Source organism: Mesorhizobium sp. EU05-FHT14A09 (genome assembly GCF_058790995.1).
The window spans coordinates 60,941-87,927 of the sequence record NZ_JBYTDF010000009.1; the positions used below are offsets into that span (position 1 = coordinate 60,941).

The window sequence follows — 26,987 nt, forward strand, 5'->3', positions numbered from 1 at the left end:
CTTTCTGACCCAGGATCAATCGGTGCTGGCCGCCTCGGCATTCATATCCAGGTCGCGGGGCCAGTTGCCTGAAGCGACGACCATCTTGGTCAGCAGGTCCGACAAGGTCAGCCGTTCGGCGGGCGACAGGCAGTCGAGCATGGCGCGTTCATGCTCGAGCATCAGCTCCTTGACCGAGACCACGGCGGCACGTCCCTTTTCCGTCAGGGTCAGGGTGACGCGGCGCTGGTCGGACGGGTCGATCTCGCGGTCGATCAGGCCAAGCGTCGCCACCTTGTTGACGGCGCGGCTCAGCGTGTTCTTGGGAAAATTGGACGAACGCACCACTTCGGTCAGCGTCAGGCCGTCGCCGAGATAGAGCGACCACAAGACGACGAATTCCGGACGCAGCAGGCCGAGCTGCTGCTGGATTCGACCATAGACGGGATTGTTGAACTGCAGGGCCAGGAAGTTCAGCCGGAAAGACAGCCAGCAGGGATTGTCCCACAGTTTCGGGAACAGCGGATCGTCCTGCGGAACGTGCTGCGGGCCCGGCGCTTCCCGGCCTGCACGCGCTTCATGCAGCGCCGTGCTCAGCAATCGATCCATCGAACCTCGCCCCTGAATTAGTCCCAAACGGAACGGTAATTGAAATTTTTGTTGCGTCAACCCAATAATTTTGTTCCTAATGGAACTTAATTGGAGATATCTCGCAGTTTTGTTGCTGGCCTATGCCGCATTCCGGCAGGCTGGCGTACGGCACCAATCGCGGTAGATCGCAGGCAATGGAGTTTTCGGGAATGCGCATTCAGGACATGCACTGGGCTCAGGTGGAAGAACGCGCCAAGGTCGACGACCGCTGCGTCCTGCCGATCGGCTCGGTCGAGCAGCATGCCTATCTCAGCCTCGCGACCGACATGATCCTGGCCGAGCGCATTTCGGTGGAGGCAGCCGAGCCGCTCGGCGTACCGGTCTTCCCGTGCCTGCCCTACGGCATGGCCTCGGGCTTCGCCGATTTCCCGGGCACCATCACGCTGTCGCTGCGCACCTACATCAGCGTCATCGAGGACATGCTCGACAGCGTCTACCGCTCCGGCTTCCGCCGCATCCTCATCGTCAACGGCCACGGCGGCAACACGCCGATCGCCCCGCTTTTGTCGGAATGGATGAACAGCCATCGCGACACCTCGGTGAAACTGCATGACTGGTGGCGGGCGCCGAACACCATGGCCAAGGTGATGGAGATCGACCCGGCCGCCAGCCATGCGAGCTGGATGGAGAATTTCCCGTGGACGCGGCTCGAAGGCGCGCCGGTGCCGAACTTCAAGAAGGACCGCATCGACTTCGCCGCCACCGGGCGCGTCGACGCAGGCCGCAAGCGCGAGCGCATCGCCGAGGGCAACTACCACGGCGTGTTCCAGCGCCCGGACGCGGACATGTTCGCGATCTGGGAGGTCGGCGTGGCGGAGACCCGCGACGAGATCGAGAACGGCTGGCATTGATCGACAAACACCCTCCGGCGAGCCCGGAGCTGCGTGACGACAAAGGGTTCGAGCATTTCCGTGGCGTCAAAGACGGACATGCTCTCGAGGAGGGGCAGATGACAGACAGCAGGCACCGGTCCGAGGTCGGCACATGACCTCCTTCGTGTTCAAGCGGCTCAGCCAGGCGGTCGTCGTGCTGATCGTCATGTCGATGCTGGTCTTCGTCGGGGTCTACGTGATCGGCAACCCCGTGGACGTGCTGATCTCGCCCGACGCCACCCAGGCGATCCGCGAGCAGGTGATCGCCGAATACGGCCTCGACCAGCCGCTGTGGAAACAATATCTCGACTTCATCGGCTCGATGTCGACCGGCGATTTCGGCCGCTCTTTCGTCTTCAACATGCCGGTCGGCGAGCTGATCTCGCAGCGCCTGCCGGCGACGCTGGAGCTTGCGGTGATCGCGGTGATCCTGGCTTCGCTGATCGGCGTTCCGCTCGGCATCTATGCCGGCTATAAGCCCAACAGCCTCGCCTCACGGATCATCATGGCGGGCTCGATCCTCGGCTTCTCGGTGCCGACCTTCTGGATCGGCCTGATGTTGATCATGCTCTTTGCCGTGCAGTTCGGCGTGCTGCCGGCGGGCGGTCGCGGCCAGACGGCCAGCCTGTTCGGCGTCCCCTTCTCCTTCCTCACGCTGGACGGCTGGAAGCACCTGCTGCTGCCCGTTCTCAACCTGTCGCTGTTCAAGATGTCGATGATGTGCCGGCTGGCCGCAGCCGGCACCCGCGAGGTGATGACCACCGACGCCATCAAGTTCGCGCGCGCCGCCGGCATTCCCGAGGCCACCATCCTGCGCAGGCACGTGCTGAAGCTGATCTCGATCCCGCTGGTCACGGTGTTCGGCCTCGAGCTCGGTTCGACGCTGGCCTTCGCGCTGGTGACGGAGACGATCTTCAACTGGCCGGGCCTCGGCAAGCTGATCATCGATTCGATCGCCTCGCTCGACCGCCCCGTCATGGTGGCCTATCTGATGATGGTCTCGGTGCTCTTCGTCGTCATCAATCTCAGCGTCGATCTGGCCTATGCCGCGCTCGATCCGCGCCTTCGGCTCAAAGCTCGCTGACAATGGGGGCGCTGACATGAGCGACATCATCATCAAGGACAATTTCGACGCCACACCGCCGGCTTCCGCCTGGCGCGACTTCTGGCGCATCTTCCTGCGCAACAAGGTCGCGGTGGTCGCGCTGGCCGTCGTGCTGGTGATTGCGCTGGCCGCCATCTTCGCGCCGTTCATCACGCCGCAGGACCCCTACGACCTGCGCTCGCTGGTGCTGCGCGACGCGCGCCGCCCACCGGGCTTCGTCGGCGCCAACGGCATGCACTATCTGCTCGGCACCGACAGCCAGGGCCGCGACCTGCTCTCGGCGATCATCTACGGCCTGCGCATCTCGCTGGAGATGGGCCTGATCGCCGGTGCAGTCGCCTTCACCATCGGCGCCATCGTCGGCTGTTTCGCGGCTTACACCGGCGGCCGTTTTGAAACGTTCATCATGCGCCTGGTGGACGTGCAGCTGTCCTTCCCCGCCATCCTGCTCGCCTTCGTCGTCGCCGCCCTGCTGGGACAGGGCAAGGGGCAGCTGATCCTGGCGCTGGTCTTCGCGCAATATGCCTATTTCGTGCGTACCGCCCATGGCGCCGCCTCGGCCGAACGGCAGAAGGACTATGTGCAGGCAGCACTCTCCATCCCGATGAGCGGCTGGTTCGTGATCACCCGGCACATCCTGCCGAACTCGCTGCCGCCATTGATCGTGGTCGCCACCGTGCAGGTTGCCTCGGCGATCTCGCTGGAAGCGACGCTGTCCTTCCTCGGCGTCGGCCTGCCACCCACCGAACCGTCGCTCGGCATGCTGATCGCGAACGGCTTCCAGTATCTTTTGTCCGGCCGCTACTGGATCTCGATCTATCCGGGCGTCGCCCTCATCATCCTGATCATGGCGATCAATCTGGTCGGCGATCAGGTCCGCGATCAACTCAATCCACGGCTGCGCAAATGACCGAACTTCTCAAAGTCGAGAACCTGCGCACCTATTTCGAGACCGAGCGCGGCGCCGTCAAATCGGTCGACGGCATTTCCTTCGAAGTGGGCAAGGGCGAGATCTTCGGTCTGGTCGGCGAATCCGGTTCGGGCAAGTCGATCACCGGCTTCTCGCTGATCGGCCTGCTCGATGCCAATGGCAAGGTGCAGCCGGGCAGTTCCATCAAGCTCGAGGGCCGTGAAATCGTCGGCCTGCCGGATCCGGAACTGCGCAAGATCCGCGGCCGCGAGATCGCGATGGTCTTCCAGGACCCGATGATGACGCTGAACCCGGTGCTGAAGATCGTCGACCAGATCGCCATGGCCATCCGTGCCCATGAGAAGGCCAGCGACCAGGACGTGCGCCGCCGCGCCATCGAGGCGCTGGCGCGCGTGCGCATCGTCGAGCCGGAAAAGAAGATCGATCAGTATCCGCACCAGTTCTCGGGCGGCATGCGCCAGCGCGTCGCCATCGCGATCGCGCTGCTGCACAAGCCGAAGCTGGTGATCGCCGACGAGCCGACGACGGCGCTCGACGTTTCCGTGCAGGCCGACATCCTCAAGGAGATGAAGGCGCTGGTGGCGGAACTCGGCGTCTCGATGATCTGGATCAGCCACGATCTGGCCACCGTCAGCCAGATCTCGCAGCGCATCGCGGTGATGCGGCGCGGCAAGATCGTGGAAACTGGCAGCGTCACGCAAGTGCTCGGCACGCCGCAGCATTCCTATACGCAAGGGCTGCTCGACGCCCTGCCCTCGCGCGCCCGGCCCGGCGAATTGCTGGCCTCGGCGGCGACCGAGAATTCCGGCCCGATCGTGCTCGACGATCTCGCCAAAGCCGCTCCCAAGGCTGCCGACGGTGCGTTCGTCCAGGTCGACGATGTCGACATGGTGTTCGAGCGTTCCGTCGGCCGCGCTGGCCGTTTTGCCCAGAAACTCGGCATCAGCCAGCCGCCCCACGCCGTCCACGCCGTCAAGGGCGCCAACCTGACCATCGCCCAGGGCGAAGTGCTCGGGTTGGTCGGCGAAAGCGGCTCCGGCAAGTCGACGCTCGGGCGCATCGTCTGCGGTATCTACACGCCGACGGCGGGCACGGTGACCGTGGCCGGCAGGAAGGTGCGTGAAGGCCAGCGCAAGCTCGGCACCGGCGTGCAGATGATCTTCCAGGATCCTTATGCCTCGCTCGATCCGCGCCGCACCATCTTCCAGTCCGTCGCCGAAGGACCGCTGGCGCATGGCCTCACCACGCGCCGCGACGCCCGCGCCTATGTCAACCGCTGGCTGAAGGCGGTCGCCTTCGACCCGGCGCTCGCCGACCGCTACCCGCACCAGTTTTCCGGTGGCCAGCGCCAGCGCATCGCGATTGCACGCGCGCTCGCCATGCAGCCGGAACTGATCGTCTGCGACGAGCCGGTGGCTTCGCTCGACGTCTCGATCCAGGCGCAGGTGATCAACCTTCTGATCGAATTGCGCCGCACGCTGAACCTGACGCTGCTGTTCATCAGCCACGACCTGTCGGTGGTACGCCATCTGTGCGACCGCGTCGTCGTCATGCATCACGGCCGGATCGTCGAAGAGGCGGAAGTCAGCCAGCTTTTCGAAGCGCCGCAGCAGGCCTACACCAGGATGCTGCTCGACGCGGTGCCGAGGCTGGTGGTGTAGAAAAACGGCGAGATGTCTGGGGGACGTTCGGCCGGATGCGCTAGCCGACCGTCAGGCTGGGCAAGAACACCTCATACAGCACGGCCGACGGTGCCCGCCACTGCTCCGGCGAATTGTAGTTGCCGGCGGTGATTGCAAGGACGAAGTCGAAGCCGGGAAAGACGAACAGCCGCTGCCCGCCATTGCCGATCGCCGTGATGAAGCGCTCGCCATAGGTCCCGGTCTTTTGCGTTATGGCTTCCTCGCCGACATACCAGAGGTAGCCGTAGCGCATGCCCGGCCAGCCGATATCGACCATGGCGGCAGGCTGGAAGCTCTCGTCGAGCCACGATCTGGGCACGATGGAACGTCCTTCCCACGCGCCGCCTTGCAGGATCATCTGCCCGATGCGGGCCAGCGCGCGTGGCGAAAGCCGCAAGCCCGATGCCGCCGAGGCTTCGCCGTCCTGGCCATGGATCCATTCCATCGCGTCGATGCCGAGCGGCGAGAACAACGCCTGCTTCGCAAAATCCGGCAAGCGCTGGCCTGTGCCTCGCTCGATGATCTTGCCAAGCAATGCGACCGCGCCGCCGCTGTAGATCCATCCCTTTCCGGGCTGGCCAAGGATCGGCCGATCGAGGATGAACCGATAGCGATCCGATGCCTGCTCCATGGCGATCTCGCTGTTGGCCGGATCGGTGTAAGGAAGGTTCTCGTCCCACGCCATGGCGAGCGTCATGGTCAGGGCGTGCCGGATGGTCAGGCGCCTGCGCTCCGGATCCCCGGCCAGGTCGGCATATTCGGGAAACTGCGCGACGATCGGCTGATCCAGCCCCGGCACGTGGCCGCCGGCGAGCGCGATGCCGTAGAGCAGACCGACGATGCTTTTGGTGACGGATCTGATGTCATGCAGCGTGTCCGGTCCGAATTTCACGGCCGGCAGCGACACGCCCCACTTCATGTCGTCACCGTCGATGTAGCGCTCGAAGACGATGCGGCCGCCGCGAAGGGCGACGACACTATGCAGGCCGGCGAGCCTGCCGCTTTTCATCAGATCGTCGAAGCCCCTGGCAGGATCGGACTTGAAGCCGGCCTCACCCGGGGCAGCGATCCGCCAGCCGTCATCCTTGCCGCTCGCCATGGCTGGTGTCGTGCTCGCCACGATCGTTGCTCCCATATATTTGAGGACCTGCCTGCGGCTTGTCGCGACAATCATCTGCTATCCGTTTTCCATCCGCCAGCACGCTGCGCGACACCATATCAGTCTCGCAGGCGATTGCACTGGGGCACGGGTTCCGACCATCGCCCAGCGTCCAGGTCGGGATCGATCCGCATCATGCCGCGCAAATAGCGCCAAAGGCGTCGCCTTCGCGACGCCTTGCCATCAAAATGCCTGTTAACTGATTGAACCGGTTTTTGTTTCGGTAACGGCGACCAGGGTCTTCCCTGTCACGATGCCGGCGCAAGAACGAATTAGCTTTTCGGTGTTATAGCAACACAGGTTCTGTTGCCGAGAGGCTGGATTGATCGAGACTGACGGGTGAGCATTTATCTCCCGATCGCGGAAATTTCCGTCAACATTCTTGTGCTGCTCGCCATGGGCGCGGCGGTGGGTTTCCTGTCGGGCATGTTCGGCGTCGGCGGCGGTTTCCTGATCACGCCGCTCTTGATCTTCTACAACATTCCACCGGCGATCGCCGTTGCTACCGGCGCCAACCAGGTCATCGCCTCGTCCTTCTCCGGCGCGCTGTCGCACATGAAGCGAGGTACGCTTGATTTCAAGCTGGGCGGGGTGTTGTTGGCCGGCGGCGTCGTCGGCTCGACGGTCGGCATCTATGTGTTCGGGCTGCTGCGCGACATCGGCCAGCTCGACCTGTTCATCTCCCTGCTCTACGTGGTGCTGCTCGGCACGGTCGGCGGGCTGATGATGGTCGAAAGCGTCAACGCGCTGCGCGCCACGCGCAGCGGCGCGGCGCCGGTGCTGAAGAAATCCGGCCAGCACAACTGGATCCATCGCCTGCCGCTCAAGATGCGCTTCCGCGCTTCCAAGCTGTTCGTCAGCGTCATCCCGGTGATCGGCCTTGGTGTGGCGATCGGCTTCCTGTCGTCGATCATGGGTGTCGGCGGCGGCTTCATCATGGTGCCGGCGCTGATCTACCTGCTGAAAGTGCCGACCAATGTCGTCATCGGCACCTCGCTGTTCCAGATCATCTTCACCTCGGCCTACACCACGCTGGTGCACGCCACCACCAACCAGACGGTGGATGTGATGCTGGCCTTCATCCTGATGGTCGGTGGTGTTGCCGGCGCGCAATATGGCGCCAGGGCCGGACAGAAGCTGCGCGGCGAACAGCTGCGCGCGCTGCTGGCGGCACTTGTGCTGGCGGTGGCCATCCGCCTCGCCATCGACCTGTTCCTCACCCCGCCCAACCTCTATTCGCTTTCGGCGCTGGGGCTGAGCTGATGGCAGTTGCGCCCCTGCCGGTCTCGTCCCGCCAGTTTGGCATGATCCTGGGCTTGCTGCTGCTCCTCGCGCTCGCCGCCATGCCGGCTGCCGCGCAGTCACCGCACCAGGAGAACATCCAGATCGGCCTCTCCACCGACAAGGTGATGATCACCGCCGGCTTCACCGGCGCCGACCTCACCATCTTCGGCGCGCTGGAGGACGTCGATCCGCAGGTCGCGCGCCAGGGCCGCTACGACGTCATCGTGGTGCTGGAAGGTCCGGCGCGGCCGGTGGTGGTGCGCCGCAAGGACCGCGTGCTCGGCATCTGGATCAACCTGGAATCGGAAACCTTCGAGAACGTGCCGGTGTCCTATTCGGTCGCCACCACGCGGCCGTTCCAGGACATCACCGAGCCGGGCAGCTACAAGCAGCTCTCACTCGGCGCCAACAACATCTTCATGCAGCCGGCCGACGAGAGCCAGAACCCGGCCACCATCGCGGAATTCACCGCCGCGCTGCGCGAACGCAAGGCCGCGACCGGGCAATACAGCGAGAATGTCGGCGGCGTGCAGTTCCTGTCGCAGAACCTGTTCCGCGCCACGGTCAGGCTGGCGCCCAGCGTGCCCGTTGGCACCCACAAGGCGCGCGCCTATTTGTTCAAGAACGGCCTCTTCGTGAAGGAGAGCTCGGCCCAGCTCGAAATCCGCAAATCCGGTTTCGAACAGTCGATCTTCCGCGCCGCGCACGACTATTCCTTCCTCTACGGCTTCTTCGCCATCAGCCTGGCCATGATCACCGGCTGGCTCGGTCGCATCATCTTTCGCAAGGATTGATCGGGCGGCATCGCCTCAATCTGCCTGGCCGTCGCACCGGGCTTGTGTTGCCGGTAACAGCCAAAATTTCAGGTGACGGCAATTTATTGCGTGTCCTGCGGGCCAGGACAGCCAACATGGCGACCAATTTGTCCAGGACGCCATGCAACCGCTCGAACTCAGGATAAATGCCGCGCGCACCGAACTCGTCGTCCGATGGGATGACGGCACCAGCGCTGCTCTGGCGGCGGCAACGCTGCGCGCCACCAGCCGGGCGGCCGGCCAGGTTCGCGCCAGGCTGGAAGGGCGAAACGGCGCATTCGAGGGCGTGGTGATCACCGGCGCCGAGGCTGTCGGCACCTACGCCATCCGGCTCGCTTTCTCGGATGGCCACGACAGGGGCATCTACCCGTGGGGTTACCTGCGCGAGCTCGCCATCCGGGACGCAATGGCACATCAGCCCCGCACGACCAGTGGCGGGCGGGAGTAACGACATGGATGATTTTGTCGAGGGCCTGTCGGAAGTCAGCTGCGACGTGCTGGTGATCGGCGGCGGCACCGCCGGACCGATGGCCGCGCTGAAGGCCAAGCAGAAGAACCCGGCCCTCAACGTCGTGCTGCTCGAAAAGGCGAATGTGAAGCGGTCCGGCGCGATCGCCATGGGCATGGACGGGCTGAACAATGCCGTCGTGCCCGGCTATGCCACGCCCGAGCAGTACACCAAGGAAATCACCATCGCCAATGACGGCATCGTCGATCAGGCGGCGGTGCTGAAATACGCGACACGCTGCTACGACATCATCCAGGAACTCGATCGCTTCGGCATCCGCTTCCAGAAGAACGCCAATGGCGAGTACGACCTGAAGAAGGTCCACCATCTCGGCACCTATGTGCTGCCGATGCCGAATGGCGATACCGTCAAGAAGGCGCTCTATCGCCAGCTCAAGCGGGAACGGGTGCTGATCTCCAACCGCTACATGGCCACCCGCCTGCTGACGGCCAGCGACGGCCGCATCGCCGGCGCAATCGCGGTCAACACGCGCTCGGCCGAATTCCTGGTGCTGCGCGCCAAGACGGTCATCCTGTGCATGGGTGCGGCGGGCAGGCTCGGGCTGCCGCATTCCGGCTACCTGTACGGCACCTATGAGAACCCGACCAATTCGGGCGACGGCTATGCCATGGCCTATCATGCGGGTGCGGCGCTGGCCAATCTCGAATGCTACCAGATCAACCCACTGATCAAGGACTATAACGGCCCGGCATGCGCCTATGTCGCTGGCCCGTTCGGCGGCTACACCGCCAACAATGAAGGCAGGCGTTTCATTGAGAGCGACTACTGGTCCGGCCAGATGATGCAGGAGTTCTACAACGAACTGCAATCGGGCAAGGGACCGGTCTTCCTCAAGCTCACCCATCTGCATTCCGATACGGTCGGCGAGATCGAGCGCATCCTGCACAAGGTGGAACGCCCCTCGCGCGGCCGCTTCCATGAAGCGCGCGGCACCGACTACCGGGAGAGCATGATCGAGATGCACATCTCGGAGATCGGCTTCTGCTCCGGCCACAGCGCTTCCGGCGTGTTTGTCGACGAGCATGCGCGCACCACGGTGCCCGGCCTCTATGCGGCAGGCGACATGGCCAGCGTGCCGCACAACTACATGCTGGGTGCCTTCACCAACGGCGCTGTCGCCGGTGAGCACGCCGCCGACGTCGCGTCCGCGATCGACTTGCCGGAGTTCGACGGCGAGGCGGTGCGCCGCGAACGCGAGCGCGTGCTTGCCCCGACGCGGCGCGAGGACGGCATTCCGCCGAACCAGCTCGAATACAAGGCGCGCCGGCTGGTCAACGACTATCTGCAGCCGCCGAAGGTGACGGCCAAGATGCGGCTGGGCCAGGCGCGGCTGGCCGAGGTTCGCGACGATCTCGAGACGGGGCTGGTCGCCCGCAACGCGCATGAGCTGATGCGGGCGCTGGAAGTGTCGTCCATCCTCGACTGCGCCGACATGGCCGCCCATGCCTCGCTGTACCGCACCGAAAGCCGCTGGGGCCTTTATCACAACCGCGTCGACCATCCCGACAAGGATGACGACAACTGGTTCTGCCACACGCTCGTCGAAAAGGTCGGCGGCCGCATGGTCTCGCGCAAGCAGCCGATCCAGCCCTATGTCGTGCCTGTCGAGGACGCGGAGCGCACCGCCTACGACCGCCTGCGGGTTTCAAGCAAAGCCTGATCGAGGAAAGCCATGCCGCTCGCCCATTCCCCCTCAACGGTTCCGGTCGTCGTCGACGAAGCGAAATGCATCGCCGACAAAGGCTGCACCGTCTGTGTCGAAGTCTGTCCGCTCGATGTGCTGCGCATCAGCGAGCTGACCGGCAAGGCCTATATGAAATTCGACGAATGCTGGTACTGCATGCCTTGCGAAACCGACTGCCCGACCGGAGCAGTCACCGTCAACATCCCCTATCTGCTGCGCTGACATGACCCAGCCCGACCCCTTTGAGGATTTCGGAGACGTCGCTGAAATCGCGCAGCGGCTGCACAACGCGGACCCCGCCGTGCGGCGGCTGGCGGTCATCGACCTCGCCGAGACGGCCGAGCCCGAGGTGGTTTCCCATCTCGTCGCCGCCGCCGACGACGCAGATGCCGGCGTGAGGCTGGAGATCGCGCTTGCCTTGTCCGGTTTCGACGGCGCGGAAACGGCGGTGGGGCTTGCACGCCTGCTGACCGACGAGGATCGGGCCGTCGCGCAGGCGGCGGCCGACAGCCTGGCCGAATTGAAGGACCCGGCGGCTGCGGTCGCCATCCTGCCGCTGACGGATCACGAGACGGCCTTCGTCCGGGCCGAGGCGTTTCGCGGATTGAAAGCGCTGCGCTCGCCTGCCGCGCTCGGTGCCGCACTTGCCGCGCTCAAGGACCCGGAGGCCGCCGTGCGCATGCAGGCGCTCGCTGTGGTCGCCTATCTGAAGCTAGACGAGACCCTGCCTTCGCTCATCGCCGCGACACATGATGCCGATGCCGGCGTCAGGGCGACCGCCATCAGCTCGCTGTCCTTCACCAGCCAGCCCGCGGCGGCGGCAGCCGTCAACGCCGCCCTGAAGGATGTCGACTGGCAGGTGCGGGCGACCGCGGCGGAGACGCTCGGCCATCTCGGCTTCGCGCCGAGCCTCGACGGACTGCTCGCCGGGCTTTCGGAAGATTTCTGGCAGGTCAGGCAGAAATGCCTCAACGCACTCGGCAAGCTGAAAGCGCAGACGGCGGTGCCGCAGATCGTCGAGCAACTGTCGAGCGAGATCGCGCTGCTGCGCAAGGAGGCAGCGGCGGCACTCGGCGAGATCGCCCATCCGGCCGCGCGTGAAGCCCTGCTGCAGCATGTCTCCGACGGCGACCCCGACGTGCGCAAGACCGTGCGCTGGGCACTGACGCGGATCGGCTGACAGATGCGGCAACCCCTTCTCCCCCTGCGGGAGAAGGATCAGCCAACGCCGCGCCTATCGCCTCACAGTCAACCGCCCTTCGAAACCATCTCGAGCAGCAGATGCGGGCGTTCGATACGGATGTGGCGTGGCGTCACCGTCACCAGCCCGTCGCGCTGGAAACGCTTCATCATCATCGTCACCCACTGGCGCGTCGACCCGACCATGGCCGCGATCTGGTCATGCGTCACCTTGGCATTGATGATGATGGCGCGGCCGTCGCGCACGCCGTGCAGTTGGCCGAGGTTGGACAGGAACTGCGCCAGCCGCTCGATGACCGAGCGTGTGCCCAGCATCTGCGCCATGGCCGAGTAGCACCGTCCCTTCGCCGCAAGCCCCTGCAGCAGGCAGACGGCAAAGTTTGGCATCTCGACGATGAGCGTGCGCAGGGCGGCGGCAGGCAGGAACAGGATGCGGCAGTCACTCAAGGCTTCGCCGGACCAGATGTGGACGCCGCCACCGGTCAGTTCGGGCCCGCCGATGAAATGCCCCGTGGTCCAGTAGGCCAGCGTGATCTCGCGCCCGGAAGGGGCGGTGTAGAAGACACGGACCCGGCCGCCGTCGATGATGAAGATGCCGCCATGCTCCTCGCCCTGCGTGAAGATCGGCTGGCCGGCGGCGAATGCCAACTGCCGGCAATTGGCTCGAAGCCGCTCCAGCTCGTCCGGTTTCAAGGCGTCGAGAAAGTGCGCGCCCTCGTTGAGACCCTCGACACTGTCGCTCAGGAACAGCGAGCCATCACCGGGCAGCACCGCAGGATCCGGTAGAGGAACGGCCGGCCTCGAAGCGGCGCGTTTGGCGCCAAGCGTGGTCACTTGCAGGTCGAGGCTCATGAGGCAGCTCCAGCGGGTGGCCTTTGATCGCCAGCAAATTAGATAAATGCGATAGACTTAGAAGAAATATATTTGCGGCTTTGCCGCCTCCCGTAGATGGAACCTGACGCAAGGGGTGGTTCCGGCACGAGGAAGCTTCCGGCAAGGCCCGGAAATCGGCCGCAGGCTCCGGATGGCCGGCCTGTGCCGCGCAACTAATTGCTTCGCCGGGCGACGACGCTCTCCAATAATCCGACCCGACAACGGCCGCATCGTCGGCCATCAATCGGGGGTACAGCCTATGACATTGCGCTTACATCTTGCCGCGCTGGTGCTCGCCACGTCCGCGCTGGTTTCGACGGCCGAGGCCGAGACGATCCGGATCGCGATCGGCACACAGGACACCACCATCAACACGGCGACCGGCGGACTGCTGATCCGCGAACTGAAGCTGCTCGACAAATATCTTCCGCATGACGGGAAATACGCCGGCGTCAGCTACGACATCCAGTGGAAGAACTTCACCAGCGGCGCGCCGATCACCAACGAACAGATCGCCGGCAAGCTGGATTTCGGCGTGATGGCGGACTTCCCAGGCTCGTTCAACGGTCTCGCCCACATCAAGGCAGGGCGCAAGAGCATCTTCATCACCGCCCTGCAAGGCAGCGTCGGCGGCAGCGGCAACGGCATCGTCGTGCCGGTGCAATCGCCGATCCAGTCCTTCTCCGAGCTCAAGGGCAAGACGATATCGGTACCTTTCGCCTCGACCTCGCACGGAATGCTGTTGCGCGCGGTGAAGGAACAGGGCTGGGACCTCGAGAAGGACGTCACGATCATCACCCAGGCGCCGGAAGTCGCGGGCGCTGCCCTCAAGGCCAACCAGATCGAGGCGCATGCCGATTTCGTGCCGTTCGCGGAGCTGTTCCCCTGGCGCGGCATTGCCCGCAAGATCTATGACGGCTCGCAGGCGAAGACGCCGACTTTCCACGGCGCGCTGGTCGATGCCGACTATGCGGCCAGATACCCCGAGATCGTCGTGGCCTATCTGCGCGCCGCGATCGAGGCCGACCAGCTGATCGGCAAGGAGCCGGAAAAATACAGCGAGCTGATCGCCAAGGTCACCGGCGTCGATGCCGAGGTGGACTATCTCTTCCATGGACCGCTCGGGCTGCAGACGCGCGACCTGACCTGGAAACCGGAATACCGGCAGGCCGTCGCCACCGCGATCGACACGCTGGTGCTGTTGAAGAAGGCCGACCAGACCTATGACGTCAACAGCTTCATCGACGACCGCTTCATCAAGGAGGCCTTCAAGCAGTCGGGGCTGGATTATGAAGCGGCGCTCAGGAACTATGCGCAGCTGCCGCTCGACGCCAGGGACGCCGCCACCGGCGAAGCCATCACCGACCCGAAGCGCGTGGCCGAGGTCTGGGTTGCGGGTGAGCCGCTCGTGCGCCACTACGCTTCCGCGCAGAACGCCTTGAAGGCGCTGAAATCGGTCGAAGGCGAAGGCAAGACGGCGCGCGTCTTCTACGCCCAGGATCGCGAGAGCGGCATCAAGCTGCTGGGCGCGCAGGCCTGGTTCGTACGCGGCGACAATGGCGAGGTCGACGCCTTCCTGCTTAAGGACCGTGCGGAAGCCTGGGCCAAGGCGCATGGCGGCAGCGTGCAGGATTTCGCGACGGCCAAGGCGGCCGTCGTGGCCAGCAACTGACCGGCATGGAGCGCGCAAGCACCGGGCGCTGGCTGCGCCGCGCCGCATCGCTCGCCATCTGCCTGGCGTTCTGGCAGGTGGCGTCGCGGTTCAAGCTCGATCTCGGCATCGTGACGTTCCAGAACGTGCCATCGCCGGTCGACGTGGCGCGAGCCGGCCTGGATTTCCTGCAATCGCCGCGTTTCGCGACGCATGTGGCGAGCAGCCTGAAGCGGGTGCTGGCAGGTTTCGTGCTCGCCGCGCTGATCGGCATCGCGCTGGGGCTCGTCATCGGCCGGTCGCGGCGTCTGCGCGACGTCCTGCAGACGCCGCTGGAGATCCTGCGTCCGATCCCGGCGGTCGCCTGGATCCCGCTGGCGGTGCTGATGTTCCCGTCCTCGGAACTCTCGATGATCTACATAACCTTCACCGGCGCGCTGTTTCCGATCGTGCTCAACACGGTCCACGGCGTCGAGCATGTCGATCCGCGCCTGATCGCCTCGGCGCGCAGTCTGGGCAGCACCAGGGCGGCGATGCTGTTCGAGGTCATCCTGCCGGCGGCGGCGCCGAACATTGTCACCGGCCTGGTCATCGGCATGGGCACCTGCTGGTTCTGCCTGGTGACGGCGGAAATGATCTCCGGCCAGTTCGGCATCGGCTACTACACCTGGGAATCCTACACCTTGCAGAACTATCCCGAGATCATCGTCGGCATGATCCTGATCGGGCTGCTCGGCCTGGGCAGCAGCCTGCTGCTGCGCGCCGCGGGCAAGGCGGCACTGCCATGGCACAGACAGGAAGGTTCGCGATGAACGCCCATTCGCGCGATGTCGGCGTAGCCAATGGTCATATCCGCGCCGATCGCGTCACGATCCGGCTCGGCGAAGGCGCCGGCGCCTTCGAGGCGGTGAGCGAGGCGAGTTTCGAAGTCCGCCCCGGCGAGTTCGTCTGCCTGCTCGGACCGTCCGGCTGCGGCAAGTCGACATTGCTCGGCGCCATGGCCGGCCACATCAAACCAGCCTCGGGCACACTTTCCGTCGATGGCCGCACCATCGACGGCCCGCATCCGGAACGCGGCATCGTCTTCCAGCAGCACACGCTGTTTCCGTGGAAGAACGTCCGCGACAATGTCGCCTTCGGCCTGAAAATGCGTGGCGTGAAACGCGGCCCGCGCCGGCTCGAAGCGGACAGGATGCTGGAGCTTGTCGGGCTGGCCGGCAGCGCCGACCGCTATCCGGGTCAGCTTTCGGGCGGCATGCAGCAGCGCGTCGAGATTGCCCGCGTGCTGATAAACCAGCCGAAGCTGCTGCTGATGGACGAGCCGTTCGGGGCGCTCGACGCGCTGACCAGGCTGCGCATGCAGGAATTGCTGCTCGATATCTGGGAGCAGTTCCGCAAGACCATCGTCTTCGTCACCCATGACATCGATGAGGCGCTGCTGCTCGCCGACCGCATCATCGTCATGCAGGCACAGCCCGGCCGCATCCATGAAGAGATCCGCGTGCCTTTCGAGCGGCCGCGCTCGACCGACATCATAACCTCGGTCGCGTTCATGCAGCTGAAACAGCATTGCCTTGCCCTGCTGCATGGTGACCGGCGGCAGGACACGCTGACCCGGCTTTCTCCGCTCGGAGTCCGCGCCGCGAGGTCTTGAGCATCCCAGGAGCCGCATCTGCCGAGCGGCGGCTTGTTTCGTCTCCCGTGAGGTCGGGGCGGTGGCGGTCGCCGCTATCTGTACCCGTCGATAATGTCGGCGCATTTGCTCAAGGCTGCGGTGATGACGCTTCGCGAGGGCGCGGCGCTCAGGCTTGCACGAATACCCGAGCTGGCTTCGGCCCGTCTCGAGAACGCCGACGATGGGGCAACGCGTATGCCCGAGAGTTCGAACAGGCTTGCCGGAGCATTGGTTTCAAGAAAGATGTGCGGCGATACGGGATTTCCCCGAAGCCTGGGAAAGATGGTGACGGCCAGTCGATGCCGCGCCTCGATCTCCTGTCTTTGCCATGCGATCCGCTGCCAGATGACGCCGCTCTCGATCCACTGGATGGCGACCTCCATCATCAGCGGAGAGATCGACCAGCTCGTTGCATAGATGGCGGCATTCAGTTTTTCGATCAGCGGCCCCCTGCCCCAGATGAAGCCGATGCGAAGCCCGGCTGCGACCGACTTGGAAAGGGTCGAGATCAGCAGCACCGACGCGTCCGAATTGGCGGCAGCGAGGGGTTGAACATCCGCAAGCGGGCCGTAGGCATCGTCTTCGATGAGGATGGTTCCGGTGCGGGCTGCGACCGACAACAGTTCGCTGCGCCGGGCTTCCGGCCAGATCCGTCCGGTCGGGTTGTGCAGCGTCGGCACCAAAATCGCCGCGTCGACCCTGGCATCGCCGAGCGCATTCGGCAGCACGCCGGCCTGATCCATCTCCATATCGACGGCAATCAGCGAGCGCCCCTGCGCCGACGCGATGATGCCCGAATATGTCTGCTCCTCAATGCCAAGAGACCTGATGTCGAGAACGTTCAGGATCGCAGCCAGCGCAGCCTGCCCGCCGGCGACCGGCACGACGTCTTCCGGGCGCGCCTGGATGGACCGCGACGCGAGCCATTTGACACCCGCCAGGCGAAGGCGGTGGATCAGTTCTTGCGACGCGTAGGTCTGCCAGTCGATACCAGGCGTGTCGAGCGCTCGCATGATGCTTGCCTTGAAGTCATCGCCCGGCATGGTCGCCGGCACGTTCAACGACAGATCGAGGACGGCGTCGTCCGCGTTGCGGGACGTGAACATCTCGGCGGCGCGACTGCGGCCGAGCACGAATGTACCGCGGCCGACCTCGCCGTGAATGAGATGGCGGCGCGATGCTTCGCGATAGGCCTTTGTTATCGTCGACGTGTCGAGGCCAAGCCGCCAGGCGATGTCGCGGTGCGGCGGCAAGCGGTCGCCGACACGCAGTGTCCCGGTCTCGATCGCATCCTCGATCGCATCCGCCAGCGCTTTGTAACGCGGGCCGCTCGGCGCCAATGTCGGAAGCCAGGTCAATATTGTATGCCAGACAATGTGTGATTTGAGCCAGACAATCCCGCGTCCTATAGCGCAAAACAGGGCCGCGGTGAATGGCCCGGCGCTGGTGGGGGGATCCGCTTGAACACCATTGCTTCACAGTCAGTCAGACCTTTGCTCGCCGCGCTCGCAGCGGTGGCGATATGGGGTGCGTCGCCCGCTGCCACCGCGATCGCCGGGCGATCCATCCCTGCCGAATTGATCGCCGGTCTGCGCACAGTGCTCGGTGGCGTGATCCTGCTGCCGCTGCTTCTGCACTTTCGCGATCGTTTCCCTACGGGACGATCCGGACGGCTTGAACTTGTCGCCGGTGCAATTTTCGGCTTTGTCGCCTACCCGCTCACGCTGAGCACCGGGGTGCTGAAGACCTCGGTCACGCACGCATCCGTGATCCTGGCGGCCGCGCCAATCTTCACCGGGCTGCTCAGCTTCCTGATGACGGGCAGATGGCCAAAGCCACTTTGGTGGCTTGGCGGCATGATATCGCTCGCCGGCATCGGGCTGCTCATGGCGGCACGCGGCTCGGCAAATGTCACGGGAACGCCGGCGACGCTGTGGGGCGATGGCCTTGTGCTGCTGTCGGTGATGTTCGCCAGCGCGGGCTATGTCTTTGGCGGGCGCAGTTCCGCCCTTATCGGCCAATGGCCGGCCACGGCCTGGTCAATCGGCATTGGCGCTTTGGCCTTTGCGCCGCTGGCACTGCCGTCGACCGCCGTGTTCGACTGGTCGGGTGTCGGCCCGGCCGAACTGACTGCTCTTCTTTTCCTCGTGCTGATGGTGACGATCATCGGCTACGCGTTATGGTTCTGCGCCTTGGCCGGGGCAGGTGCAGCCAAAGTGGCACCGCTGCAATTCCTGCAGCCTGTTGTCGGCGTGGTGCTTGCGGCCCTGCTGCTCGGGGAGACGATTTTCCTTTCAACGATCATCGCGGGCATGCTCGTCGTCGCCGGCGCCTGGATGGCCCGGAAAGCGTCGACATAACTTCCGCCCCGGCGAGCCTCCGCGCGCCCAACCGGCGGCCGGGCCTGCCAGAAGCAGGCCCGGCCGTAGAGCATTTTGTCGCCAGGGAGAGCGTTTCCAGGTTTCCGTGAAAGACGGAAACGCCCCAGGCCATGATCAGTTCTTGGTGGCGTTGATCTCGGGCTTGTCCATCAGGGAGGCTTCGAGACCGTATTTCTTGGCGATGGTCTCCAGCGTGCCGTCGGCCTTGAGTTCGGTGAGCGCCGCGACGAAGGCCTTTGCCAGCTCCGGCTTGTCGACCGAGGTGTAGGGGCCCATCGGAACCTTGTCGCCGACGCCGGCCTGCAGAATCATCCAGTCCTGATGGCCTTTGCTGAGGATAAAGGCGGCCTGTTCGGTCGAGACAACCTCGGCGGCGTCCCGGCCCGACTTCAGCGCGAGATCGGCATCCGGCACCGAGCTGTAATAGCTGATGGTCAGCGCCGGCTTGCCCTTGTCGGCGCAGTTCTTGACCGCATATTCGCCGACCTTCACCGTATCGGTGCCCTTGAGAACGCCGATGCTGCCGCCGCACAGGGCGTCGATGTCGGGATATTTGTCCTTGTTCGCGGCCTGGATGATGATGGCGTTGGACGAGGTCGCGTAGTCGGCGAAGGTGACCAGCTTCTGACGCTCCAGCAGATCGCTGGTGCCGCCGGCGCCGGCGTCGAAGCGGCCGCCGCCGACACCGGTGATCAGGCCTTCCCACTTGGCATTGACGATGTTGGCCTTGAGCCCAAGTTTTTCGGCCACGGCATTGAAGACGTCGACTTCCAGGCCGGTGGTCTTGCCGGCCTCGTCGATCCAGGAATAGGGCGGATAGTCGAGCACCATCGCCACCGTGATCTCGCCCTTGGACTTGTAGGGCTCGGGCAGCAGATCCTTGGCGCTTTCGGCAAAGGCGCAGACGGCGGTGCCGGCGATGATCGCCGCCGACAACATGGTCGTCCTCATGAATTTGGTCAGGCAGCTCGCAGTCTTCATCAATTTCCTCCCAGGTAGACGATGAAACCCCAACAACCCGGCAAAGCTCCGCCGCCCCGCCACGACGAGGGTCGGAATCGTTTCCATAATCTGCCGAATTGCCTATGCGTTCAGACGCAGGCAGCGAATGAGGGGCGTTGCGATGAAGCGTCCGGAAGCCCTGCCCTCCAATGCAGAGACCTTTCGAGCCACACCATCACGTTGACAACCCTTGCGGACCTATCGAATTCCGCGCCCCCATAGCTTATGCGTTTGCATAGAGCGTTTCCGTTTTTCACGGAAACGCGGAAACGCTCTAAGTTTTTGTTTTCGAGGCATTTTTGTAACGCCAGGTGATCCCACTTGGCTACAAAATGCTCTAGTGGCACATTGCTAACATCAAAAAGTGATTGTTTGCAACGTGCATTGTTGAAAAAAAAGAATGAAACGATTGTGACGGATCGGCGGGCGCTTTCATGGTGACGTTTAAACAGCTCGAAGCCTTGTACTGGATCGGCACGCTCGGCAGCTTCGAAGCGGCCGCGCAGCACCTCGACACGACGCAGTCGGCAATCTCCAAGCGCATCCAGGAACTCGAGGCGAGCTTCGGTGTCTCGGTGTTCGACCGCAGCCGCCGCGCCGCCCATCTGACGCCGAAGGGCGTCGAGATGCTGGAGCTTGCCGCCGGCCTGCTCGAACAGCGCACGCGTTTTGCCGAGCGCTTCAGCGCGCCCGACCTGATCGAGCGCCGGCTGCGCATCGGCGCGACCGAGGCTTCCGCCCTAACCTGGCTCGGCCGTTTCGTCGGCAGCCTGCACCAAGCCTTCCCAAAGGTCTCGCTGGAGATTGTGGTGGATTCGGCAACCACGCTTGCCCAGAAGCTGGCCGAGAGCCAGCTCGATCTCGCCGTGCTTCCCGACGGGCTCACCGATCCGCGTTTCCAGGCGGTTCCGGTCGGTTCCTCGCAATGGTGCTGGGGCTGCGCGCCCGGCCTGGTCGAAACGGGCAGGAAGCATCACCTCAAGGACCTCGCCGAACATGCGATCCTGCTGCGCCCCGACTCGGCGTCCGAGATGCTGGTCGGCACGACGCTGCGCTCGGCCGGGCTTGCCACCACCAGGATCATCGCCGTTCCCGACTTCCTGTCGCTGGTCAGCCTGACGGTCGGCGGTCTCGGCGTCGCCGCCATGCCAACCTTCGTCTTCGACCACGGCTTCGCCGGCGCTGCGCTCGCCCGCATCGACACGGTCGAGCCGGTGCCGGACCTGCAATATCTCGCGGTCTTCCCGGCCTCCGATTCCAGCCCGATCCTGGCGTCCGTCGTCACGCTGCTCAAGCAGACCTGCGATTTCTCCAAGGCCTACCAGCCGCGGGACGTTGCGGTCGAGCCGAGCTGACCGCCGCCTACATCTCCATGCACAATCCGGCAGCACGACCGCCCGCTCGGTCTGGACCGAGGTGCCTGTGTCCGCGTTCCGGAATGGATCCCCGACACTCTCCGCTCCCTTCGGTCACTTCGAGGTCGAGGATGACGGCGGTGGTGGGCGCCTCGGTCAATCACCGACGTTGATGACGACGCCGATGTTCCTGTCAGCGTTGAAGCTGATGCCAACGGTGACAATCTGCGCTGACGCCAAATGAAGCCCGTCATCCTCGACCTCGCAGGGAGCGTAGCGACCGCAGAGTGTCGGGGATCCATTCCGGAACACAAACACCCGCACCACGGTCCAGACCACCCCACATCCAAGCACAATCAATTCATTCTTTTTTTTCCACAATCATTCTTGCAATAAATCTCTTTTGGAAATACTCGTAAGACCAGATCACGGCTGACGGGTGCGCACGGTGCGCACTGACCGGCCAACGCTTTCGGCTTTGCGACATGGATATTCTTCCAACCACGGCACCCAGGGTCTCGCTAGTCATCGGCAATCCCAAGCCGATGTCGCGCACCCGCACGCTCGCCGAACGGTTCACCGACGGGCTGGTCGAACAGGCCGGTCGCGATCAGGTCGTGATCGACCTGGCCGAGCAGGCCGAAGCGCTGTTGCCGCCCAGGGCCGAATTGCTGGCGCCCTTCTACGAACGGCTGAGCCGCAGCGACCTGCTGGTGGTCGCCTCGCCGACTTACAAGGCGAGCTATACCGGGCTCACCAAGCTGTTCTTCGACCAGATGCGGCCCAATGCGCTGCAAGGCGTGATCGCCATCCCGCTGATGACCGGGGCAAGTGCGGCACATTCGCTGGCCGTCGATTTCCATCTCGCCCCGCTGCTCAGGGAGCTCGGCGCGACCGTGCCGACCGGCGGCGTCTATTTCATCGTCAACGAAACCGAAGACCTCGAGGCAGCCGTCAACGCCGCGATCGCCAGGCAGCGATCGCAGCTCGCGCTGCTCAAGGCGCCCTGGGGAGGCAAGCATGCTGGAAATGCCGTCGATGGTCGCTAGCCTGCATTTCTCACATTCGATGCGGCCTGCGCCGGTTCAAGAAGCCGACAGGGCAGGAGCCGCGCGCAGACGCGATGCGGGGCATCGCGCAAGTGCGGTGACGCACACTGTCGGCTTCTTCAACCGGCCCTTCGGGTTGCCTTTGGGCGGGCGCCTACGGCGTCGAGCGGCTCAACCGTATGTCCTTATACGCTTCTCGCCCCTCGACGCCGTATCCGCCTCGCCCAAAGGGCAACGCAGGCCACATGGAGTGTGAGAAATGCAGGCTATGACCGCGCCCGAACCGCATCTGTTTCGCCAGGCGCTCGGCCATTATGCGTCGGGCATCACGGTGATCGCCGGTGTCGCCGACGGCCAGCCCGTCGGCTTCACCTGCCAGTCCTTCTACAGCGTCTCGCTGGAACCGCCGCTGGTGTCGTTCAGCGTCATGCGCACCTCCAGCAGCTGGCCGAAGATCCGCGCCAGCGGCGCCTTCTCCGTCAACATCCTGTCGGCGCGGCAGCGCGAGGTTTCGAACGCCTTCGCCCGCTCCGGCACCGACAAATGGAGCGGCGTCGACTGGGCCCATAGCGGCTTCGGCAACCCGATCATCGCCGGCTCGCTGACCTGGCTCGATTGCACGCTGTTCGAGGAATACCCGGCCGGCGACCACACCATCGTCATCGGTCAGGTCCGCGAGATGGCCTCGATCAACGCCGACGAGGATCACGAGCCGCTGATCTTCTTCAAGGGACGCTACGTGAATTCGATGTGAAGCCGGCGGCACAAGCCGGCTGACAGGACCGAGACGGGAGGACGACCGATGACCGCCGCGCCGCGCCAGCTCAAGCTGGCGCTCTTCATGAACACCACCGAATATGCCTGGCTCTACGAGAAGGCGCGTTCGGAAAGCGAGTTCGACTTCGCCTTCTACCGCGACCTCGCGCAGATGGCCGAGCGCGCCAGGTTCGATGCCGTCTTCCTGGCCGACATCGTCGCCGTCAACGACCGCAATCGCGGCCTCGAAGCCGCCGGCCACATGGGCAATGCCGTCGTCTACGAACCGCTGACCATGCTCGGCGCGCTGTCGGCGGTGACCGAGAAGATCGGCCTCGTCGCCACCGCTTCGACGACCTACCACCAGCCCTTCCACATCGCGCGCATGATCGGCAGCCTCGACCATCTGTCGAAGGGCCGCATCGGCTGGAACGTCGTCACCTCGCAAGGGGAATCGGAGGCTGCCGCCTTCGGCCTCGACGCGCAGCTCGACCCCAATTTCCGCTACGACCGCGCCAGCGAATTCGTCGACCTCGTCTTCGACCTGTGGAACAGCTGGGAGGGGGACGCCTTCCTGCGCGACAAGGCTTCCACGCGCTATTTCGACCCGTCGAAAGTGCATCCCGTCGACCACCACGGCAAACATTTCAAGGTGCGCGGCGCACTCAACGTGCCAAGGCCGCCACAGGGCCGGCCGGTGATCTCGCAGGCCGGTTCGTCCGAAGCCGGCTTCGAGCTCGCTGCGCGCACCGCCGACGTCATGTTCTGCGCCCCCGGCTCGCTCGAACGCGGCAAGGCCTTCTCGGTCAACATCCGCGAGCGCATGGTGAAATATGGCCGCGGCCCGGACGAAGTGGCGATCATGCCCGGCCTGTTCGTCGTTGCCGGCGGCACCGAGGAAGAGGCGCGCCGCAAATATGCCGACGCGCAGGCCGCGACGCCCGACAGCTTCAAGCTGCAGAGCATCGACCGCTATCTCGGCGGCGTCGGCGCGCTGGAATGGGACCTCGACAAGCCGATCCCGACAACCGCCGAGGAAGGCGCGGCCCGCCTGCGCCGCCGCGTCACCTTCGAGATCGACGGCCGCCGCATGACGGCGCGCGAGCTCGGTGACCAGATCACCTCCTGCTACGGCCACATCACCTGCATCGGCGCCGTCGAGCAGGTCGCCGACACCATGGAGACCTGGCTGAAGGAGCGCGCCTGCGACGGCTTCACGCTGTTCCCGCACTATTTGCCTGGCAACGCCCATGATTTCGGCCAGCTCGTCGTGCCCGAACTGCAGCGGCGCGGCATCTTCCGCAAGGACTATGAAGGCTCGACCTTCCGCGACCATCTCGGCCTGGCATCGCCGCAGCATCCGGCATCCGACCGGAACGCGGCGCGGCTGGCCGGACAATAACGACAATGAACATCGACCCCACCCGGTTTCGATCGCCGCGAAGACGATCGGACCGATAGGGGTGCGCGCGTGGAGGAGGAGAACATGAGCGCAGTGATACCGATCAAACCGATGCGCGGCGCCGACGGCGTGCCGGCCTATCTGCCACCGCTCGACCAGAATGGCGTCGTCACCGCCGCACGGCGCCCGCGCCTCGGCCAGATCGCCGCCAGTATCGTGCTGCTGGCGCTGCTGGCCGCCTTCGTCTGGACGGTGGCGGTCAACAAGAACATGCATTGGGACGTTGTCGGGACCTATCTGTTCCACCCGCTGATCCTGAAGGGGGTGGTCTCGACGCTGCAGCTGACCATGCTGGCGGTGCTGCTGGCCTTCGTCACCGGCGTGGTGCTGGCAGCGATGGGACAATCGCGCAACCCGGTGCTGTCGACCTTCGCCGCTTTCTACATCTGGCTGTTCCGCGCCCTGCCGCTGCTGGTGCAGATCGTGCTGTGGTTCAACCTGGCGCTGCTGTTTCCCGAACTCGGCATCGGCATCCCCGGCACCTCGCTCTATGTCGGCTGGAACACCAACCACGTCATCACGCCCTTCACCGCCGCGATCCTGGCACTGGCCATGCACGAGGCCGCCTACATGGCCGAGATCGTGCGCTCCGGCATCCTTTCGGTGCCACAGGGTCAGACGGAAGCGGCATTGACCATCGGCATGACACGCGGCGAGGCGCTGCGCCGCATCGTGCTGCCGCAGGCGCTGCGCGTCATCATCCCGCCGATCGGCAACCAGTTCATCATGGTGCTGAAGGCAAGCGCGCTGGTGTCGGTGATCGGCGGCGGTGACCTCCTGACCGCGGCGCAGAACCTCTACGCCGTCAATTACGAGGTCATCGCGCTGCTGCTCGTCGCCTCGGCCTGGTACATGGTCATCATCTCCATCACCAGCGTCGGCCAGCACTATCTCGAAAAGCGGCTGAGCCGCTCCGAACGCAATGGCGCGGGCGCTCCCGCCGCCGACACGGAGGTTTGAGCATGGAACCGGCCATCCGCATTCACGGACTGCGCAAATCCTTCAAGGGCGTCGAGGTGCTGCGCGGCGTTTCGCTCGACGTCGCGCCCGGCGAAGTCGTCTGCATCCTCGGCCCTTCCGGTGGCGGCAAGAGCACGATGCTGCGCTGTATCAACCAGCTCGAGACCTTCGAAGCCGGCTTCATAACCGTGCATGACGACCCGGTCGGCTATGCCAGGCGGGCGAATGGCGAGCTGGTGGAAGCGAGCGAGCGGCACATGGCCGGCCAGCGCCGCCGCATCGGCATGGTGTTCCAGCAGTATAATCTCTTCCTGCACCTGACCGCGCTGCAGAATGTCACAGAGGGCCCGGTCAAGGTGCTGGGGCAGAACCGCGCCGCCGCCGAGAAGCGTGCGCGGGACCTTTTGGCATCGGTGGGTCTCACCCGCCACGCGCACAAATATCCGAGCCAGCTGTCGGGCGGCCAGCAGCAGCGCGTGGCGATCGCGCGTGCAATGGCCATGGAGCCGGACATTCTGCTGTTCGACGAGCCGACCAGCGCGCTCGATCCGGAATGGGTCGGCGAAGTGCTCGACGCCATCCGCAACCTCGCCCGGTCCGGCATGACCATGGTGATCGTCACCCATGAGCTGAACTTCGCGCGCGAGGTCGCCGACCGCATCGCCATCATGGCCGACGGCCAGATCATCGAATGCGGGCCGGCCGCCGACGTGCTCGACCGGCCGAGCTCGGCGCGCGCGGAAGCCTTCGTGCGACGGCGCAACTGAGCGCACCGCAACCCTGAGCGGCCCGAGGTGACGGCGCGCCTGAAGGCATTCCGCCCCCTGCCCCGTGACAACAAACGGAACCACCACGATGCACCAGAAGCTGTTTAGTCTGTCGCTGAACGGACAGGGCCACCACCCCGGCGCGTGGCGGCTGCCCGGCGCCACGCCGGAGCGCGCCGTCGCACCCGATTTCACACGCGACCTGGCCAGGCAGGCCGACGCGGCCGGCTTCGATCTGCTCATCGTCGAATATCCGCCGCGCCCGACGGCGACGCCGGCGCCCGACCGACAGGAGGCGGTGCATTTCGAGGCGCTGTCCGTCGCCGCATCGCTTGCCGGCGTGACCGAGACGATCGGTTTGGTCGCGCCGGTTTCGGCCGTCTACAACGAACCCTTCAACATCGCGCGCCAGTTCACCGCCTTCGACCATCTGTCGAAAGGCCGTTCCGGCTGGCTGCTGGTGCCGGGGCTCGACGAGGCCGACCGCCCCAATTTCAACCGCCTCGACGGCACCGACAGCACCTTCCACGATGCCCGCTCGGCGGAGTTCGCCGACGTGGTGCTGGAGCTGTTCGACAGTTGGGAAGACGCGGCACTGGCGCTGGACAAGGAAGAGTCGATCTTCGCGCATCCCGGCAAGGTGCATGTCATCGACCACAAGGGCCCGCATTTTTCCATCAACACCTCGATGAACGCGCCGCGCCCGCCTCAGGGCCATCCGGTGGTGATGATGTCGCCGCGGACGCGTGCCGACGAGGCCACCGCCGTGACCAAGGCCGATGTCGTGCTTTTGTCCGGCGGCCGCGAGGAGATTTCGGCGCGCGGTGCCGCGCTGAAGCAGGTGGCCGCCGCCGGTGGTCGCAGTCATCTCAAGGTGCTCGCCAATCTCGCCACCACGCTGGCCGAGACCGATGACGAGGCACGGGCACTGGCCCGGCAGCTCGACGGGCTGGGATCACCGATCAGCGGCGTTGAGCATTTCGTCGGCACGGCAAACGGTCTCGCCACCTATCTGGAGACCTTCGACTGCGACGGCTTCAACCTGATGCCGTCGGTGCTGCCGACCGGGCTGGCGCCTCTCGCGGCCCTGCCGCGCAAGCCGGTCACCAACACGACATTGCGCGACAGGCTGGGACTGCCCCGCCCCGCGGGACGGAGGAGCTGA

26 protein-coding genes are annotated in these 26,987 nt (G+C 64.8%); 21 read left to right on the forward strand and 5 right to left on the reverse strand.

The features are described from left to right. Nucleotides 1-15: 15 nt before the first annotated feature. The gene (locus AC3WTO_RS24465) at nucleotides 16-588 is read right to left on the reverse strand and encodes a MarR family winged helix-turn-helix transcriptional regulator (RefSeq protein WP_492463657.1); all 573 of its coding nucleotides are present in this window, start codon (nucleotides 586-588) and stop codon (nucleotides 16-18) included. A gap of 191 nt (nucleotides 589-779) precedes the next feature. On the opposite strand from AC3WTO_RS24465, the gene AC3WTO_RS24470 reads away from it, so the two are divergent. The 4 genes from AC3WTO_RS24470 (at nucleotide 780) to AC3WTO_RS24485 (ending at nucleotide 5,199) form a co-directional block, all read left to right on the forward strand. Then, nucleotides 780-1,481, forward strand: coding sequence for a creatininase family protein (locus AC3WTO_RS24470; protein ID WP_492463656.1), 702 nt, complete (start codon nucleotides 780-782; stop codon nucleotides 1,479-1,481). Between the two features lie 133 nt (nucleotides 1,482-1,614). After that, nucleotides 1,615-2,586, forward strand: coding sequence for an ABC transporter permease (locus AC3WTO_RS24475; RefSeq protein WP_492463655.1), 972 nt, complete (start codon nucleotides 1,615-1,617; stop codon nucleotides 2,584-2,586). 16 nt (nucleotides 2,587-2,602) lie between these two features. Continuing rightward, a complete protein-coding gene (locus tag AC3WTO_RS24480) occupies nucleotides 2,603-3,517 on the forward strand; it encodes an ABC transporter permease (protein ID WP_492463654.1) in 915 nt (304 codons plus the stop codon). Further along, nucleotides 3,514-5,199 carry a dipeptide ABC transporter ATP-binding protein gene (locus AC3WTO_RS24485; RefSeq protein ID WP_492463653.1) on the forward strand — a complete coding sequence of 562 codons (1,686 nt, stop codon included), beginning with the start codon at nucleotides 3,514-3,516 and terminating at the stop codon, nucleotides 5,197-5,199. Before AC3WTO_RS24480 ends, AC3WTO_RS24485 begins: the two co-directional genes overlap by 4 nt. Nucleotides 5,200-5,239: 40 nt before the next feature. On the opposite strand, the gene AC3WTO_RS24490 is transcribed toward AC3WTO_RS24485, so the two are convergent. After that, nucleotides 5,240-6,394, reverse strand: a complete 1,155-nt coding sequence (locus AC3WTO_RS24490) for a serine hydrolase domain-containing protein (RefSeq protein WP_492463652.1) — start codon at nucleotides 6,392-6,394, stop codon at nucleotides 5,240-5,242. A gap of 324 nt (nucleotides 6,395-6,718) precedes the next feature. On the opposite strand from AC3WTO_RS24490, the gene AC3WTO_RS24495 reads away from it, so the two are divergent. The 6 genes from AC3WTO_RS24495 to AC3WTO_RS24520 all read left to right on the forward strand — a co-directional run bounded on the left by AC3WTO_RS24495 (nucleotide 6,719) and on the right by AC3WTO_RS24520 (nucleotide 11,871). Next, on the forward strand, nucleotides 6,719-7,642 hold the full coding sequence (locus AC3WTO_RS24495) for a sulfite exporter TauE/SafE family protein (protein WP_492463651.1): 924 nt from the start codon (nucleotides 6,719-6,721) through the stop codon (nucleotides 7,640-7,642). A gap of 41 nt (nucleotides 7,643-7,683) precedes the next feature. Further along, on the forward strand, nucleotides 7,684-8,457 hold the full coding sequence (locus tag AC3WTO_RS24500; protein WP_492463715.1) for a TIGR02186 family protein: 774 nt from the start codon (nucleotides 7,684-7,686) through the stop codon (nucleotides 8,455-8,457). 142 nt (nucleotides 8,458-8,599) lie between these two features. Further along, nucleotides 8,600-8,926 carry a gamma-butyrobetaine hydroxylase-like domain-containing protein gene (locus AC3WTO_RS24505; protein ID WP_492463650.1) on the forward strand — a complete coding sequence of 109 codons (327 nt, stop codon included), beginning with the start codon at nucleotides 8,600-8,602 and terminating at the stop codon, nucleotides 8,924-8,926. 4 nt (nucleotides 8,927-8,930) lie between these two features. Next, nucleotides 8,931-10,667: a fumarate reductase/succinate dehydrogenase flavoprotein subunit gene (locus tag AC3WTO_RS24510; protein WP_492463649.1), complete on the forward strand. Its 1,737-nt coding sequence runs from the start codon at nucleotides 8,931-8,933 to the stop codon at nucleotides 10,665-10,667. A 12-nt stretch (nucleotides 10,668-10,679) separates the two neighbouring features. Next, on the forward strand, nucleotides 10,680-10,913 hold the full coding sequence (locus AC3WTO_RS24515; RefSeq protein ID WP_129411426.1) for a 4Fe-4S dicluster domain-containing protein: 234 nt from the start codon (nucleotides 10,680-10,682) through the stop codon (nucleotides 10,911-10,913). A gap of 1 nt (nucleotide 10,914) precedes the next feature. Continuing rightward, on the forward strand, nucleotides 10,915-11,871 hold the full coding sequence (locus tag AC3WTO_RS24520; RefSeq protein WP_492463648.1) for a HEAT repeat domain-containing protein: 957 nt from the start codon (nucleotides 10,915-10,917) through the stop codon (nucleotides 11,869-11,871). A gap of 68 nt (nucleotides 11,872-11,939) precedes the next feature. Here AC3WTO_RS24520 and AC3WTO_RS24525 read toward each other — a convergent pair whose 3' ends face one another. Continuing rightward, nucleotides 11,940-12,743 (reverse strand): Crp/Fnr family transcriptional regulator, encoded by an 804-nt coding sequence (locus tag AC3WTO_RS24525; protein ID WP_492463647.1) that lies wholly within the window; start codon nucleotides 12,741-12,743, stop codon nucleotides 11,940-11,942. Nucleotides 12,744-13,023: 280 nt separating this feature from the next. Here AC3WTO_RS24525 and AC3WTO_RS24530 point away from each other — a divergent pair, with 280 nt between their 5' ends. The 3 genes from AC3WTO_RS24530 to AC3WTO_RS24540 are packed head-to-tail and all read left to right on the forward strand — an operon-like array spanning nucleotide 13,024 to nucleotide 16,069. Continuing rightward, nucleotides 13,024-14,436, forward strand: coding sequence for an ABC transporter substrate-binding protein (locus AC3WTO_RS24530; protein ID WP_492463646.1), 1,413 nt, complete (start codon nucleotides 13,024-13,026; stop codon nucleotides 14,434-14,436). A 5-nt stretch (nucleotides 14,437-14,441) separates the two neighbouring features. Next, a complete protein-coding gene (locus AC3WTO_RS24535) occupies nucleotides 14,442-15,227 on the forward strand; it encodes an ABC transporter permease (protein WP_492463645.1) in 786 nt (261 codons plus the stop codon). Further along, the gene (locus tag AC3WTO_RS24540; protein WP_492463644.1) at nucleotides 15,224-16,069 is read left to right on the forward strand and encodes an ABC transporter ATP-binding protein; all 846 of its coding nucleotides are present in this window, start codon (nucleotides 15,224-15,226) and stop codon (nucleotides 16,067-16,069) included. Before AC3WTO_RS24535 ends, AC3WTO_RS24540 begins: the two co-directional genes overlap by 4 nt. 74 nt (nucleotides 16,070-16,143) lie before the next feature. Here the strand turns inward: AC3WTO_RS24540 and AC3WTO_RS24545 are convergent, their stop codons facing one another. After that, on the reverse strand, nucleotides 16,144-17,448 hold the full coding sequence (locus tag AC3WTO_RS24545; protein ID WP_492463642.1) for an aminotransferase-like domain-containing protein: 1,305 nt from the start codon (nucleotides 17,446-17,448) through the stop codon (nucleotides 16,144-16,146). Nucleotides 17,449-17,550: 102 nt separating this feature from the next. Between AC3WTO_RS24545 and AC3WTO_RS24550 the strand changes: the two genes are divergently transcribed. After that, nucleotides 17,551-18,450, forward strand: a complete 900-nt coding sequence (locus AC3WTO_RS24550) for a DMT family transporter (RefSeq protein WP_492463641.1) — start codon at nucleotides 17,551-17,553, stop codon at nucleotides 18,448-18,450. Nucleotides 18,451-18,585: 135 nt separating this feature from the next. Here AC3WTO_RS24550 and AC3WTO_RS24555 read toward each other — a convergent pair whose 3' ends face one another. Then, entirely contained in the window at nucleotides 18,586-19,452 is an 867-nt protein-coding gene (locus AC3WTO_RS24555) for a transporter substrate-binding domain-containing protein (protein ID WP_492463640.1), read from the reverse strand. A 455-nt stretch (nucleotides 19,453-19,907) separates the two neighbouring features. Between AC3WTO_RS24555 and AC3WTO_RS24560 the strand changes: the two genes are divergently transcribed. The 7 genes from AC3WTO_RS24560 (at nucleotide 19,908) to AC3WTO_RS24590 (ending at nucleotide 26,987) form a co-directional block, all read left to right on the forward strand. Continuing rightward, nucleotides 19,908-20,828 (forward strand): LysR family transcriptional regulator, encoded by a 921-nt coding sequence (locus AC3WTO_RS24560; RefSeq protein ID WP_492463639.1) that lies wholly within the window; start codon nucleotides 19,908-19,910, stop codon nucleotides 20,826-20,828. A gap of 485 nt (nucleotides 20,829-21,313) precedes the next feature. Beyond that, nucleotides 21,314-21,877 carry an NAD(P)H-dependent oxidoreductase gene (locus AC3WTO_RS24565; protein WP_492463638.1) on the forward strand — a complete coding sequence of 188 codons (564 nt, stop codon included), beginning with the start codon at nucleotides 21,314-21,316 and terminating at the stop codon, nucleotides 21,875-21,877. A gap of 259 nt (nucleotides 21,878-22,136) precedes the next feature. Continuing rightward, on the forward strand, nucleotides 22,137-22,631 hold the full coding sequence (locus AC3WTO_RS24570; protein WP_492463637.1) for a flavin reductase family protein: 495 nt from the start codon (nucleotides 22,137-22,139) through the stop codon (nucleotides 22,629-22,631). A gap of 48 nt (nucleotides 22,632-22,679) precedes the next feature. Continuing rightward, complete coding sequence (locus tag AC3WTO_RS24575; protein ID WP_492463636.1) at nucleotides 22,680-24,035, forward strand: LLM class flavin-dependent oxidoreductase; 1,356 nt, start codon at nucleotides 22,680-22,682, stop codon at nucleotides 24,033-24,035. Nucleotides 24,036-24,119: 84 nt separating this feature from the next. After that, on the forward strand, nucleotides 24,120-25,055 hold the full coding sequence (locus AC3WTO_RS24580) for an amino acid ABC transporter permease (RefSeq protein ID WP_492463635.1): 936 nt from the start codon (nucleotides 24,120-24,122) through the stop codon (nucleotides 25,053-25,055). 2 nt (nucleotides 25,056-25,057) lie between these two features. Next, nucleotides 25,058-25,822 (forward strand): amino acid ABC transporter ATP-binding protein, encoded by a 765-nt coding sequence (locus AC3WTO_RS24585; protein ID WP_492463634.1) that lies wholly within the window; start codon nucleotides 25,058-25,060, stop codon nucleotides 25,820-25,822. 88 nt (nucleotides 25,823-25,910) lie between these two features. Next, the gene (locus tag AC3WTO_RS24590; RefSeq protein ID WP_492463633.1) at nucleotides 25,911-26,987 is read left to right on the forward strand and encodes an LLM class flavin-dependent oxidoreductase; all 1,077 of its coding nucleotides are present in this window, start codon (nucleotides 25,911-25,913) and stop codon (nucleotides 26,985-26,987) included.